This is a genomic window from Actinoplanes sp. HUAS TT8, assembly GCF_051380535.1.
Classification (GTDB): Bacteria; Actinomycetota; Actinomycetes; order Mycobacteriales; family Micromonosporaceae; genus Actinoplanes.
On the sequence record NZ_CP195646.1, the window covers coordinates 1,157,655 to 1,170,813 of the forward strand.

Annotated in this window: 10 protein-coding genes; 5 read left to right on the plus strand and 5 right to left on the minus strand. The window is 72.7% G+C overall.

Annotated elements, in window-relative coordinates; all coding sequences use genetic code 11:
• Positions 1–37 precede the first annotated feature (37 nt).
• The 3 genes from ACSHV8_RS05145 to ACSHV8_RS05155 form a co-directional block, all read right to left on the minus strand.
• Positions 38–1,051: a LacI family DNA-binding transcriptional regulator gene (locus ACSHV8_RS05145; protein ID WP_436529885.1), complete on the minus strand. Its 1,014-nt coding sequence runs from the start codon at positions 1,049–1,051 to the stop codon at positions 38–40.
• 154 nt (positions 1,052–1,205) lie between these two features.
• On the minus strand, positions 1,206–2,198 hold the full coding sequence (gene gap / locus ACSHV8_RS05150; protein WP_436529886.1) for a type I glyceraldehyde-3-phosphate dehydrogenase: 993 nt from the start codon (positions 2,196–2,198) through the stop codon (positions 1,206–1,208).
• Positions 2,199–2,202: 4 nt separating this feature from the next.
• On the minus strand, positions 2,203–3,177 hold the full coding sequence (locus ACSHV8_RS05155) for a GlxA family transcriptional regulator (RefSeq protein ID WP_436536687.1): 975 nt from the start codon (positions 3,175–3,177) through the stop codon (positions 2,203–2,205).
• A gap of 209 nt (positions 3,178–3,386) precedes the next feature.
• Here ACSHV8_RS05155 and ACSHV8_RS05160 point away from each other — a divergent pair, with 209 nt between their 5' ends.
• Positions 3,387–4,397 (plus strand): LacI family DNA-binding transcriptional regulator, encoded by a 1,011-nt coding sequence (locus ACSHV8_RS05160; protein ID WP_436529888.1) that lies wholly within the window; start codon positions 3,387–3,389, stop codon positions 4,395–4,397.
• On the opposite strand, the gene ACSHV8_RS05165 is transcribed toward ACSHV8_RS05160, so the two are convergent.
• Both ACSHV8_RS05165 and ACSHV8_RS05170 read right to left on the minus strand, forming a co-directional pair.
• A complete protein-coding gene (locus ACSHV8_RS05165; RefSeq protein WP_436529890.1) occupies positions 4,394–5,776 on the minus strand; it encodes a protein kinase domain-containing protein in 1,383 nt (460 codons plus the stop codon). The genes ACSHV8_RS05160 and ACSHV8_RS05165 overlap by 4 nt on opposite strands.
• Before the next feature lie 78 nt (positions 5,777–5,854).
• Positions 5,855–6,871 carry a hypothetical protein gene (locus ACSHV8_RS05170; RefSeq protein WP_436529892.1) on the minus strand — a complete coding sequence of 339 codons (1,017 nt, stop codon included), beginning with the start codon at positions 6,869–6,871 and terminating at the stop codon, positions 5,855–5,857.
• A gap of 168 nt (positions 6,872–7,039) precedes the next feature.
• Between ACSHV8_RS05170 and ACSHV8_RS05175 the strand changes: the two genes are divergently transcribed.
• The 4 genes from ACSHV8_RS05175 to ACSHV8_RS05190 all read left to right on the plus strand — a co-directional run bounded on the left by ACSHV8_RS05175 (position 7,040) and on the right by ACSHV8_RS05190 (position 13,152).
• Positions 7,040–8,881, plus strand: a complete 1,842-nt coding sequence (locus tag ACSHV8_RS05175) for a diguanylate cyclase domain-containing protein (protein WP_436529894.1) — start codon at positions 7,040–7,042, stop codon at positions 8,879–8,881.
• The gene (locus ACSHV8_RS05180; RefSeq protein WP_436529896.1) at positions 8,878–11,169 is read left to right on the plus strand and encodes a putative bifunctional diguanylate cyclase/phosphodiesterase; all 2,292 of its coding nucleotides are present in this window, start codon (positions 8,878–8,880) and stop codon (positions 11,167–11,169) included. The genes ACSHV8_RS05175 and ACSHV8_RS05180 overlap by 4 nt, the downstream gene beginning before the upstream one ends.
• Positions 11,170–11,738: 569 nt before the next feature.
• Complete coding sequence (locus tag ACSHV8_RS05185) at positions 11,739–12,245, plus strand: hypothetical protein (RefSeq protein ID WP_436529898.1); 507 nt, start codon at positions 11,739–11,741, stop codon at positions 12,243–12,245.
• A gap of 19 nt (positions 12,246–12,264) precedes the next feature.
• Complete coding sequence (locus ACSHV8_RS05190; protein ID WP_436529899.1) at positions 12,265–13,152, plus strand: SCO6745 family protein; 888 nt, start codon at positions 12,265–12,267, stop codon at positions 13,150–13,152.
• Positions 13,153–13,159: the final 7 nt, after the last annotated feature.

Consider the following 13,159-nt stretch of genomic DNA (forward strand, 5'->3'; position numbering starts at 1 on the left):
GTGTGAAGCGCCGGGCCGGGCGTGAGGAGCGGCCCGGTCAGGCCGGTGCGGCGCAGCTCTCGCGCCAGATCAGGTCGGCCGTGGCCGGCTCGCTGGCCGGGACCGCGTCGTCGCCGAGGGCGAGGGCCATCGCGCGCTCGCCCATGCCGACCAGCGGCAGCCGGACCGTGGTGAGGGTCGGGGTCATGTCCCGGGCGATCGGCATGTCGTCGAAACCGGTCACCGAGATCTGCCCGGGCACGGCGATCCCGCGTTCGCGCAGGGTGGCGAGTGTGCCGACGGCCATCGAGTCGTTGAGGGCCAGGATCGCCGTCAGGTCCGGGGCGGCGGCGAGCAGCCCGGCCGCCGCGGCGGCGCCCCCGTCGCGGGTGAAGTCGGCGTAGACGATCCGTTCCGGCGGCAGCGGAACATCCAGCTCGGCGGCGGCCCGGCGGATCCCGGAGAGACGGTCGGTGGTGGTGGTCAGGGCGCGCGGGCCGGCGATCACGCCGACCTGGCGGTGGCCCAGGCTCAGGACGCGGCAGCCCAGCTCGTACGCCCCGAGCTCGTTGGCCGGCAGGACGGCGCTGCCGACCAGCTCGTGCCGGCCGATCACCGCGACCCGGCCGCCGGCCTGCTGGTACGCGTTCAGCTCGCCGTTGAGCCGGGCGGTGAACTCGTCGTCGTGATAGCCGGAGCCGGCCAGGATCAGCGCGTGCACCTGCTGGGCGCGCAGCAGCGCGACGTAGGCCAGCTCGCGTTCGGGCTCGCGGTAGCTGTTGCAGATCACCAGCAGCCGGTCGTGGGCGGCCGCCTGCCGTTGCAGGCCCCGGGTGATCTCGGCGAAGTACGGGTCGGAGACGTCGTGCACGATCACGCCGACCGCGGACTTGCGCGGGCGGGCGACGTTCTGCGCGTGCGCGTTCGGCACGTAGTGCAACTGGGCGACGGCGGCCAGCACGCGCTCCCGGAGCTCGGGCGCGACCTTCTTCGCACTGTCGTTGATCACGCGGGAGACCGTGGCGGGGGAGACCCCGGCCAATCGGGCCACGTCTGCCAGGGTGACCGCCATCCGCACAGCATAGAGAACCGTGCAGGCGGTGACGATCTTTTCTTCGGTGCGGCGGTTCGGCCGCTGACGCCGTACGGCGAAATCGTCTTTTTATGGGGGAAAGCGCAGCCGGCGCGGCCGGGACCCCCGGGACCCGGCCGCGACGTCGCGGAAGTCAGCGGCCGAGCAGCGACAGTGTGTCGACGACCCGGTTGGCGAATCCCCACTCGTTGTCGTACCAGGCGACGACCTTGACCAGGCGCCCACTGGCGCTGGTCAGCAGTGAGTCGAAGATGGACGACGACCGGTTGCCGGTGATGTCGGAGCTGACCAGCGGATCGGCCGAGAACTCCAGGACGCCGCGCAGCGGACCGGCCGCGGCCGCCTCGAACGCGCTGTTGATCTCCTCGACCGTGACCGGTCGCTCGACGATCGCGTTCAGTTCGACCAGCGAGCCGACCGGGACCGGGACGCGCACCGCGTAACCGGTCAGCTTGCCGGCCAGGCGGGGCAGGACCAGGCCGATCGCGTTGGCCGCGCCGGTGGTCGTCGGCGCGATGTTGACCGCGGCGGCGCGGGCCCGGCGCAGGTCGCGGTGCGGGCCGTCCTGCAGGTTCTGCTCCTGGGTGTAGGCGTGGATCGTGGTCATCGAGCCGGTCTCGATCGTGGCCAGGTCGTCCAGGACCGAGGCGATCGGGGCCAGCCCGTTGGTCGTGCAGGACGCGTTGGAGACCACGTCGTGCGCGGCCGGGTCGTAGTCACCGTGGTTGAGACCGTAGGCGATGGTGATGTCGGCGCCCTTGGAGGGCGCGCTGACCAGCACCTTCCGGGCCCCGGCGGCCAGATGGGCGCGGGCGTCGGCGGCCGCGGTGAAGCGACCGGTCGACTCCAGCGCGACATCCACACCGAGATCTTTCCAGGGCAGATCCTGCGGCGTACGGACGGCGGTGACCTCGATCCGGCGGCCGTCCACGATCAGGTGGTCGTCGTGGGCCTCGACCGTCCCGGCGAACCGGCCCAGCGTGCTGTCGTAGCGCAGCAGGTGGGCCAGGGTGCCGGAATCGGTCAGGTCGTTGATCGCGACGATCTCGACGTCGCTGCCGGCGGCCGCGCGCAGGACGTTGCGGCCGATGCGTCCGAAACCGTTGATGGCGACTCTTGTTGTCATGCCTCTAGCCTGCGGTTTTGATCAGATCCCGAGCAGGTGGCTGAGCGTCAGGTTCCGCAAGCTTGCCGCCAAACGTCTTGCGGTACTCGCTCGGCGGCGTGCCCAGGATCCGCTGGAAGTGCATGCGCAGGTTCGCGCCGGTGCCCACCCCGACCCGGGCGGCGATCTGCTCGATCCCCAGATCGGTGCGCTCCAGCATCTCCCGGGCCAGGTCGACGCGGGCCCGCAGCACCCACTGCATCGGCGTGTACCCGGTGTCCTCGACGAACCGGCGCCCGAACGTGCGGGCCGACACGCCCGCGTGCCGGGCCATCGTGGTCACGGTCAGCGGCTCCTCCAGGTGGGCGAGGGCCCATTCCCGGGTCGCCGCGAAGACGTCGCCGAGCGGCTCCGGGATCGTGCGCGGCACGTACTGGGACTGGCCGCCGCTGCGGTACGGCGCCGCGACCATCACCCGGGCGATCGCGTTGGACGCCTGCACCCCGTGGTCGCGCCGGACGATGTGCAGGCACAGGTCGATGCCGGCGGCCACCCCGGCCGACGTCAGCACCTGACCCTCGTCGACGAAGAGCACCCGGCCCTCGACGGTCACCTTCGGGTGATCCCGGGCCAGCTTGGCCGCCAGCTGCCAGTGCGTGGTGGCCCGCCGGCCGTCCAGCAGACCGGCCTGGGCCAGCGCGAACGCGCCCCCGCAGATGGAGACCATGCGCGCGCCGCGGAACGCCGCCTCGCGCAGCGCGTCCAGGACCACCGGATCGATCGGGGCGCTGGAGTTCCGGAAGCCCGGCACGATGATCGTGTCGGCCGTCTCCAGGGCCTCCAGGCCCGCCTCGACGTGGAAGCCCAGGCCGTCGCCGCCCGGGACGATGCCGGCCCGGGTCGCGCACGGGACGAAGGTGTAGTTCAGGCCGTGCCGCCGGGCGAAGACCTGTGCCGGAATCCCGACATCCAGGGGAGAGGCCCCCGGCATGAGAAGCATTGCCACCGTATGTCCCCGCATAGGACCACTCTGACGGGCGCCGCGGGCCCCCGGAAGTGGCGGTCGGGCCCATGACCGCAAGGATTCAGCCATTCGTCCGGACCGAGAGCGCTCCCGCGGTCCGAAAGAGGACCACTAGAATCACTGGCCCGGCGGCTTGGCGGTTGTACCTTGTCTCCAGCCGGTGACCGTGGAAAGGACGGCTGGCGATGAGGGACAACAGCAACCGCTCGGCCGGGCGGCCGACCTTGGAGGAGGTCGCGGCCCGGGCCGGCGTCGGCCGGGGCACGGTTTCCCGGGTCGTGAACGGGTCGGCCCAGGTCAGCCCCAAGGCTCGCAAGGTGGTACAGGACGCGATCGACGAGCTTGGTTACGTTCCCAATCGGGCCGCGCGGGCGCTCGTCACCCAGCGCACCGACTCGATCGCACTCGTCGTGTTCGAGTCCGGGGAGCGTTTCTTCGCCGAGCCGTTCTTCGGCCGCATCGTCCAGTCCGTGTCGTCGGTGCTGGTCGCGCGGAACCTGCAGATGGTTCTGATGATCGCGCAGGCCCCGGAGGAGCGCCGCCAGTTGGAGGGCTATCTGACCCGCCAGCACGTGGACGGCGCTCTGCTGCTCTCGCTGCACGGGGACGACCCGCTGCCGGCGGTGCTGGAGGAGCGCGGCGTGCCGACCGTGCGGGCCGGGCGGCCGGCCCACCCCGGGCCGTCGAGCCTGGTCGACGCCGACAACCGGGGCGGGGCCCGGGCCGCCGTGACCTACCTGCAGGAGCAGGGACGGCGGTGCATCGCGACCATCACCGGGCCGATGGACACGGCGCCGGGCCTGGCGCGGTACCAGGGATATCGGGACATCGTCGGCGACGGCCCGGCCGCCACCGGGGACTTCGGTGAGATCAGCGGGGCCATGGCGATGGAGTGGCTGCTGACCAACTATCCGCAGATCGACGCGGTGTTCGCGGCGTCCGACATGATGGCGGCCGGGGCGCTGCGGGTCCTGCGCCGTTCGGGGCGCCGGGTGCCGGAGGACGTGGCCGTGGTCGGGTTCGACGACTCGGTCATCGCGCGGCACACCGATCCGCCGCTGACCAGCGTCTACCAGCCGGTCGAGCAGATGGGCCAGGAGATGGTCCGGCTGCTGCTGGCCAAGCTCGACGGCGACGAGCCGGTCGAGCACGAGACGGTCCTGCCGACCCGCCTGATCCTGCGCGGTTCGGCCTAGGCGTCGGCGCGGCTCAGGTCGGTCAGGCGGTTCTGCAGGATGGTCGCCTGGCCGGCGGTGAGGCCGCCCTCGCTGAGCCGCTGGCGGACCTTCTTGCGCAGCAGGTCCACCTGACGCCGGATGTCGGGATTGTCCTGTGTGGCCAGCTGTCCGAGGATGTTCCGGAAATCGGTGGCCACGTCCGAGCGGATCTCCCCGGACCTGGCGCCCTTGTCGATCGCGCTCCGCAGCCGGGTCAGAGCCACGTCCACGGTCAGCGTCGGCGCCGGCGGGGTGGTCGCCTTCTCCAGCGCCGGCGGCGCCGAGCTGGGCGCCACCGTCGTCGGCGCCGGACTGCTGGGCGCGATCGACGGCACCACCGGCGGCTGCGCGAGATCGTCCCCGGACTGCGAGACCACGTGCACCAGCGCCAGGAACGCGATCCCGGTCGCCCCGACCGCCGCCCCGATCGCGATCTTCCGGCTCCGGGTGTTCCGCTTCTGCGTCCCCAGGGTCGGCACCCGCGCCAGCCCGGCCGGGCGGGCCCCGGGCAGCGGCACGGTCGGTGCCTTCTTCTCCTCGGCCGACGGTGAGAGCTCGGCCAGCACCTTCCAGGCCTCGGCGGCCGACGGCCGGCGTTCCGGGTCGTCGTCCAGGCAGCGGTGGATCAGGCCGGCGAGCGGCCCGGGCAGCCCGGCCGGCAGAGGAGTGGGCCCGGACTGGCGGGCGACGGCCAGCTCCTCCCAGGTGTCCACGCTGTACGGCGGCTCCCCGGCCACCATCTCGAACAGGAGCACGCCGAGCCCGTACAGGTCGGTCGCGGGTTCGGCCGGCTTGCCGTCCAGACGTTCCGGGGCCGCGTAGGCCGGCGTCCCGAACGTCGCCCCGGTGTCGTCGTCGTCCGGCTCGCCGACGCCGGCGCTGATCCCGAAGTCGAGCAGCTTCACGCCGCCCTGGCAGAGCATCACGTTGCCGGGCTTGATGTCGCGGTGCACCACCCCGGCGGCGTGCGCGGCGGCCAGGGCCCCGGCGACGGCGGCGCCGACCGCGGCGGCGGCCGGCCACGGGATCGGCCCGTCGCAGAGCCGGGCGGCCACGGTCTCCCCGGCGAGCAGTTCCATCACGACGAACGGGACCACCGAGCCGTCCGGGCGGACCGCCTCCCGGTAGTCGTGGACGGCCGCGATGCCGGGGTGCGAGAGCCGGGCCGCCAGGCGCGCCTCCCGCCAGGCCAGGTGCGCGGCCCGGATGTCACCGGCCGGGAGCTTGACCGCGACCGGGCGGTCGAGCAGCTCGTCGGTCGCCTGCCAGACCTGCGCCATGCCGCCGGTCTCCAGCAGGGTGACGAGGCGGTACCGCGATACCAGAAGGGCACCGGGCGCCGGCCAGACATCGTGCATGCCGGAACATTCGCCCAGTGCGCCCCCGCCTGTCAACCGGAGGGGACGGCGGCGGCCGTCCCCCGGTTCCACTGTGAGCTAGTCGACGGTCCGGGGCAGAGTCTCCGCGGCCTGGCGCAGGGCGGCCGCGGCGACGGCGTACCCGTTGCTGACGTACGTCCGCGACAGTGTCCCGGGCACGGTGAAGTAGGCCTCCGACAGCTTCGCCGGGTCGGTCGCCAGTTCCCCGCGGGCCGGTACGTCGTTCCCGTCGTCCCACCCCCACGGCGCGTTGGCCGAGTTGGTCCCGCACCCGAACGTCCCGGTGCCGCAGCCCCCCGTGGTGTCCCCGGCGAACGTGCCGAGCGACGCGAACAGTGCCGGGTTGGCGCGCTGGGCCCACATCCCGCCCGCGGCGAAGATGTCGATCAGCTTGTACTGCACGTCCCGGTCGTCGGCGTTCGACGGCGCCTCGGCCACGGTCGACGGGTAGTAGACGATCCCGTCACCGACGATGTTGTACTGCGGGTACGCCTTCAGCCCGTGCCCCTTGGCCTCCTGCGCGGTGACCGGGTGGGACAGCCCGTCGTGCGGGTTGTTCTGCAGTTGCAGCGTTCCGTCGATCGTCTCGCCGCCGTTGGTCCAGGTGCTGCCGGTCGGCGTGTACGAGTAGAAGTCGCTGTGCGCCACGGTCACGGCGGCGCGCAGTTTGCCGTAGTCGGTCCCGTCCTTCTCGATCACCTCCAGGAGCCCCTCGCCGTCGTTCTCGTGCTCGGTCTCGAAGAACGGGTGGTCGACCCAGTCCCGCGGGTGGAAGAAGAAGTACGTCACGAACCAGTGGCTGCCGGTCTCGACCACCGAGTAGTACGCGTACGCGGTCACGTCCTTGCCCGCGTCGTCCCAGTTGTTGCGCCCGGTGAGGTCCCCGTCGAAGTCGTACCGGGTGATGTAGTCGGACTTGCCGCCCAGCGCGTGGTCACCGGTCTGGTCCACGTCCTGGTAGTGGATCGGCGCCCAGCGCAGCGCCAGGTCGGCGTTGCTGACCGCGGCCCGGGCCGGTGTGGTCAGGGCCGTCGCCGTCAGCACCCCGGCGAGGATCGCACCCGTACGTCGCATCGACTGTCCCCTTTGTTTAGAGATTCAGATACGTGAATCTAAGGGGCGGTTGATGACCGGCGGGCGAAGTTCTCTTCAAGGGCGGACGCGGAAACCCTAAACGCGCGGATCTCCGCGCCGAACAATGCTCGGACGGATCGCGGATCGGGAACGGCGGGGGAGGTGCGGATGACCTGGCGCGACCGGGTTCTCGCCCCGCTGATCCTGCTCGCCGTGGTGCTCTGCGGTGTCTTCGCCCTGAACCTCGGCGATGACCGGTTCCGCCTGGTCCTCTGCTGGGTCGTCGCCCCGCTCACCGACCTGGGCACCTACCTGCTGAGCCGCCCGCTGTTCCGCGACCCCGGGCTGGCCCCGGCCAACCGCCGGTTCTGGCGGGCGATGGGCGTGGCCGGCGTGCTCTTCACCGTCGGCGACGGGTTCCAGCTCGGCTGGGTGCTGAGCCACCCGCACCGGACCGACTTCGCCCTGCAGCCGGTGCAGAGCGTGCTCGGGGTGCTCGGCGTGATCCTGGTCTGCGTCGTCGGCATGCTGCACCCCAGCCGGCTGTGGTCCCGCGACACCCGCATCCGGGTCGCCCTGGACAGCGCCATCATCCTGAGCGCGGCCGGTGTGGCGATCTGGTGCCTGCTGACCCGCCCGAGCATGGCCCACTCCGGTCCGGCCGGTTACGCGGCCTCGATCTTCGGGTGCGGGATCCTGCTGATCGGGGGTTTCCTGGCCGTACGTCTCGGTCTGAGTGGTTCGAGCCCGATCGCCTGGCAGGCCGCCGTGCCCCTGATCGCCTGCTGCATGGTCCAGGCGATCGGCAACGCCCTGCTGCCCAACATGACCCTGCACGGCCTGACCGCGCCGTCCCTGCTGATCCTGATCCCGTGCCTGCTCACGGTCGTCGCGCCGCGCCTGCAGACGGTGGCCGGCCGCTCCCGCGCGGCCACGCCGGGCCGGCGCGCGGCCGCCGGTCGCCGCTACAGCCTGCTGCCCTACCTGGGCACCGTCATCTGCGTGATCGCCCTGGTCACGGTGCTGGCCACCCAGGGCCTGGGCGTCTCCGCCTGGGGTGCCCTGATCGGCCTGCTGCTCAACGTGGCGCTGGTGGTCGGGCGGCAGATGCTGGCGCTGGCCGAGAACAACACGCTGCTCGACCAGCTCGACGAGAGCCTGGCCGAGATCCGCCGCCGGGAACGCCGTCAGGAGGCGCTGCTGCGGCACGCCTCCGACATCACCGCCATCGTCGGGCCCGGCGGCATCGTCAAGTACATGAACCCGGCCGTCGAGCGGGTCATCGGCGGCACGCTCGACGAGTTCCTGAACCGCAGCATGTTCGACATGATCCACCCGGGGGACGTGGACCGGGCCGTCGCCGAGATGGACAAGGTCTTCGCCGAGCCGGGCGCCAAGGCGGCGTTCGAACTGCGCGCGCAGCACGAGGACGAGAGCTGGCGCTGGCTGTCCGTGGTCGCGGTCAACCTGGTCGAGGAGCGCGGCATCGGCGGCGTGGTGATCAACGCGCGGGACATGACCGAGGAGCGGGAGCTGCGCGAGCGGCTGCGCTTCCAGGCCGGCCACGACACGCTGACCGGGCTGGCCAACCGCCGGCAGTTCAACGACCGGGTCCGGGCGGCCGGGACCGCCGAGGTGGCGGTGCTGCTGGTCGACCTGAACGGATTCAAGCAGATCAACGACACGTACGGGCACGCCACCGGCGACGCCGTGCTCTGCCACGTCGCCGAGCAGTTGCTGGCCTGCACCGGCGCCGGGGACGTCCCGGCCCGGCTGGGCGGCGACGAGTTCGCGGTTCTGGTCGGATCCGGCGCCGACGAGGCGCGGGCCATCGCCGAGCGGCTACGCTCGGCCCTGGCCCGGCCCGCCCCGATCGGCGGGCAGAGTCTCGCGGTCGGCGCCAGCGTCGGTGTCGCCTCCGGGCGCGCGGACCAGCCGGACAACCTGCTCCACCTCGCCGACCTGCGGATGTACGCCGACAAGCAGCGCTCCCGGGAGTTCGCCTCATGACCAGGCCGTCGCGTCATGTCGTGCTCACCGGGGTGATCGTCCTGGTCAGCATCCTGTGGTACGTGATGTGGGTGGTCACCGGCCTCGGCTCGGTCGCGGTCGGCTACGTGTTCATGCCGCTGGCCACCGGCGTCGCCGTGTTCGCGGCGCGCGCCCTGCGCCGCGAGACGCCGCAGGACCCGATCGGCCGCCGGTTCTGGCGTGCCCTCGAGATCGGCTGCCTGCTGGTCACCGTCGGGTTCGCGTTCCTGGCCGGCGCGGCCGTGCTCTCGGCGCCGATCCTGCCCGACATGCCGCTGGCCGGTGCCGTGTTCGCCGGGTCCGGGCTGCTCACCGCGATCTGGGCGGTGGCCCGCGTGCCGCTCGGTGTGCAGAGCCGCCAGGAGCGGATCCGTCAGTGGCTGGACCGCACCATCGCCTTCCTCGGCTGCGTCGCCGTGCTCTGGCACTTCGGACTGCTCCCGATGGTCACCTCGGGCGAGCAGTGGACCCCGGCCGGTCTGATCATCCTGATCCTGGCGTTCGCGTTCGCCGCCGGGGCGGTCACCAAGGTCTCGTACATCGTCGGCGGCCCGGTCGACCGGATCGCGGTCCGCGCGGTCGCCTCGATGGGCCTGGCCGTGGGTGCGAACGCGCTGCTCGACGGCAAGTACGGCTACAACGGCATCCTCCCCGGGCAGACGCTGTTCCTGCCGATGGTGGCGCTGACCGTGTCGGTCGCCGCGTACCGGCAGCGCCGGGCCGCCGCGCGCCCGCCGCGCCGCCGCGCCAACGTGTGGCTGCCGTACCTGGCCGTCCTGGCCGTCGACGTCCCCCTCGCCGACGTGCTGTTCCGCCCGCCCGGCGCCGACGGCATCCCGGAGGGCCGGATCGTCGTCCTGACCGCGGCCGCCGTCACCGGCCTGGTCCTGGCCCGCCAGTTCCTGGTCAACCGGGACAACGTCCGGTTGCTGCGCGAGCGCGAGGCCTCCGAGGCCCGCCTGCAGTACGAGGCCACCCACGACGCCCTGACCGGCCTCGGCAACCGGGTCCTGTTCAAGCAGCGCCTGGAGAACGTCCTGGCCGACGGCCCGGCGACCGTGCTCCTGGTCGACCTGGACGACTTCAACACGGTCAACGACTCGCTCGGCCACGACGTCGGCGACGAACTGCTCATCGCGTTCGCCGACACGCTGCGGATCGCCACCGGCGACGACGGCGAACCGGCCCGGCTGGCCGGCGACGAGTTCGCCGTGCTGGTCACCACCCCCGGGCAGGACCGCGCGGTCGCCGAACGCATCATGACCGCGATCGCCGCCCCGATCAGCGCGCACCGGCTGCTCGTGCACGCCAGCGCCGGCATCGCGTCGGCCCCGGCCGGCACCCCGGCCAGCCACCTGCTGCGCGACGCCGACGCCGCCATGTACACGGCCAAGCAGCGCGGCAAGGCCAACTGGGTGCGCTACGCGGCCGGCATGGAGAAGCCGGCCCAGGCCCACGCCCAGCTCGGCGGTGATCTGCGCCGCGCCCTCGACGCGGGCGAGTTCAAGCTCGTCTACCAGCCGATCGTGCACCTGCGCACCGGCCGGGTGGTCGGCGTCGAGGCGCTCGTGCGCTGGTTCCACCCGGAGCGCGGCATGGTGTCCCCGATCGACTTCATCCCGGCCGCCGAACGCACCGGCCTCATCGTGCCCCTCGGCCGCTGGGTGCTGCGCGAGACGTGCCGCCAGGCCGCCGAGTGGCTGGCCGAGTTCGGCCCCGACGTCCTGGAGAAGGCCGCCCCGAACGTCTCGGTCCGCCAGCTCCACGACCCGGACTTCGTCGACGACGTCCGCGCCGCCCTGGCCGACAGCGGCCTGCCCGCCGGCCGGCTCGTCCTGGAACTCACCGAATCCGCCGTCCTGCGCGGCCACCAGGTCCTGCGCGTCCTGCACGAGGTCCACGACATGGGCGTCCGCCTCGCCCTCGACGACTTCGGCACCGGCGAGTCCTCCCTCAGCCTGCTCCGCGCCTTCCCGGCCGCCATCGTCAAACTCGACAAGTCGTTCGTCGACAACATCGAACTCGACGAACAGGGCAGCGCCCCGGCCAACGCCCGCCAGGCCGTCGCCCGCGCGGTCGCCCAGCTCGCCGACGCCCTCGGCCTGGACACGGTCGCCGAAGGCATCGAGAACCAGGAACAGGCCGACCGCCTGCTCAAACTCGGCTACACGGTCGGCCAGGGCTACCACCTGGGCCGCCCGGTCACCGCCGCCGAACTCACCGCCCGCCTCGCCGCCCAGCAGCACTCACTCCCGGCTGCCGCCTGAACCCCAAAATCACATTCTTCATTGCCCCGGTCCGCCGGGGTCCAGACCGTCGCTCCCGCGGGGACCCTTCCGACCCTCGCAGGGCGCCGGCGCGCCCAGAACGCGAGGCCCGCAAGGGCGACCTGGTCGGTTGGTCGCGGTCAACCCAACAAACCCACCCACACCGCAACCACCCACCCCGGCCCCGCCCGCCCCCGCCACGCAAAGCCGCTGCCACTCCACCCCCAGCCGCGCCCCCGCCCGCCGGCTGGCGCTCACGGCTGCAAAATCCCCGAAAAACAACCATGAGCACCAGCCGAACCCCGCGAGCGCCGCCGGGCACCGGCCCACCCCGCGGCTCGCGTTCCCAGCTGGTGCTCACGGTCGTTCAGCGGGTGTTTTGCGACCGTGAGTGCCAGCTGGGTTCTGCGAGCGCTGCCGGGCGCCGGGCGGCCGCGCGGGTCGCGGGACTCGGCTGGTGCTCATGGTTGTTCTGGGGGTGTTTTGCAGCCGTGAGCACCAGCCGGGGGGTGTGCGTGTGGCGGGGCTGGTGCGGGGGTGGGGGCGAAAGGGCCGATAGGGTGGCGGGGATGGACACCGCGGACGACGGGACGAGCACGGCGAGGTCACTGGGTGACTGGCTGGAGCAGGTGACGTTCGCGGACCTGACCGAGGCCGAGGCGACGACCCGGATCGTGGACGCGATCGAGGAGTGGGCGACCGCCCAGCAGTGGCGGGTCTACCGGCGGGCGCCGAGCGTCTTTCCGCTGCCGCCGCCGCTGCGGGGGAACTCCGTGCTGGACGTGGCCTGCGCCCGGCCGGCCGGGGCGGCGCCGATCGCGATCGAGGTGGACCGCAGCGACCGGCAGCGTACGGTCGACAAGCTCCTCGCCGAGGCCGCGGCCGGGCGGCTGGCGATCTGGGTGCGCTGGGGCGCCGGGCCCTTCCCGCCTCCGCCGCTGCCGGTGCACATGGTGACCCGGGAGGCGGCGCGGCGGTCGGGGAGGTGGCATACGGTGTCCGGGCGGCCCGCGCCCGAGCATTCCGGCTCCGCGCCCGTAGTCGCCGAAGCCGAGGAGCTGCCGTGGGAACCGTGACCGTCACCGAGAACCGCCCGTGACCGCCGCCGGGACCGAGAGCCCGTCGCGGCTGGCCTGGCGGGTGACCGAGCCGCTGCACGCGCTGGTCTACCTGGTTCCGGAGGCGTCGGAGATCTATGCGGCGGCCGGGCTCGATCCGATGGCCGGGTATTTCGCCGCGCGGGGCGCCGCGTTCGGCCGGACCGGGCCGGCGCTGGTGTCGGCGACGTTCTACAACTTCAACCCGGCCCTGGTGGCCCGGGCTCTGCCGGCCGCCTGGGACCTGGTCACGCCGGAGCGGATGATCGACGTCCGGCTGGAGATCGCCGACGCCGCGCTGACCCGGGCGCTGGGCGCGGAGAACCTGGCCACCCGGGAGATCACCGAGGCGGCCGAGCTGGCCGAGACGGCGGCGCGGCACGCGGCGACGGTGCCGCACGGCCGGCCGTTGTTCGCCGCGCACACCGAGCTGCCCTGGCCCGACGCGCCGCACCTGCGACTGTTCCACGCGCAGACGCTGCTGCGGGAGTTCCGGGGTGACGGGCACATCGCGACCCTGGTCGAGGCCGGGATCAGCGGCCTGGAGGCGATCATCCTGCACGTGGCGACCGGCGCCATCGACGGGCGGTTCCTGCGGGTCACCCGGGGCTGGCGGCGCGAGCAGTGGGCAACCGCCACCGAGGGGCTGCGGGAGCGTGGTCTGATGACCGGGGACGAGTTGTCCGAGGAGGGCCGCCGGTTGCGCGAGTCGTTGGAGGCGGCGACCGACCGGCTGGCCGAGCCGGCGTACCGGGTTCTCGGCGACGAGGGCTGCCTTCGGCTGGCCGAACTGACCCGTCCGCTGAGTCGCATCGTCGTCAAGGCCGGGATGTTGAACCCGGCCGGTCTGACCGATGCGGCCAGCGAGCGTAAACACCCAGGGTGATGCCGGA

Bases quoted from the DNA above. Each gene is read 5' to 3' on its own strand.
- gap (WP_436529886.1), bottom strand. From the start codon at position 2,198: ATGACAACAAGAGTCGCCATCAACGGTTTCGGACGCATCGGCCGCAAC.
- ACSHV8_RS05165 (WP_436529890.1), bottom strand. From the start codon at position 5,776: ATGCACGATGTCTGGCCGGCGCCCGGTGCCCTTCTGGTATCGCGGTAC.
- ACSHV8_RS05155 (WP_436536687.1), bottom strand. From the start codon at position 3,177: ATGCTTCTCATGCCGGGGGCCTCTCCCCTGGATGTCGGGATTCCGGCA.
- ACSHV8_RS05170 (WP_436529892.1), bottom strand. From the start codon at position 6,871: ATGCGACGTACGGGTGCGATCCTCGCCGGGGTGCTGACGGCGACGGCC.
- ACSHV8_RS05180 (WP_436529896.1), top strand. From the start codon at position 8,878: ATGACCAGGCCGTCGCGTCATGTCGTGCTCACCGGGGTGATCGTCCTG.
- ACSHV8_RS05160 (WP_436529888.1), top strand. From the start codon at position 3,387: ATGAGGGACAACAGCAACCGCTCGGCCGGGCGGCCGACCTTGGAGGAG.
- ACSHV8_RS05175 (WP_436529894.1), top strand. From the start codon at position 7,040: ATGACCTGGCGCGACCGGGTTCTCGCCCCGCTGATCCTGCTCGCCGTG.
- ACSHV8_RS05185 (WP_436529898.1), top strand. From the start codon at position 11,739: ATGGACACCGCGGACGACGGGACGAGCACGGCGAGGTCACTGGGTGAC.
- ACSHV8_RS05145 (WP_436529885.1), bottom strand. From the start codon at position 1,051: ATGGCGGTCACCCTGGCAGACGTGGCCCGATTGGCCGGGGTCTCCCCC.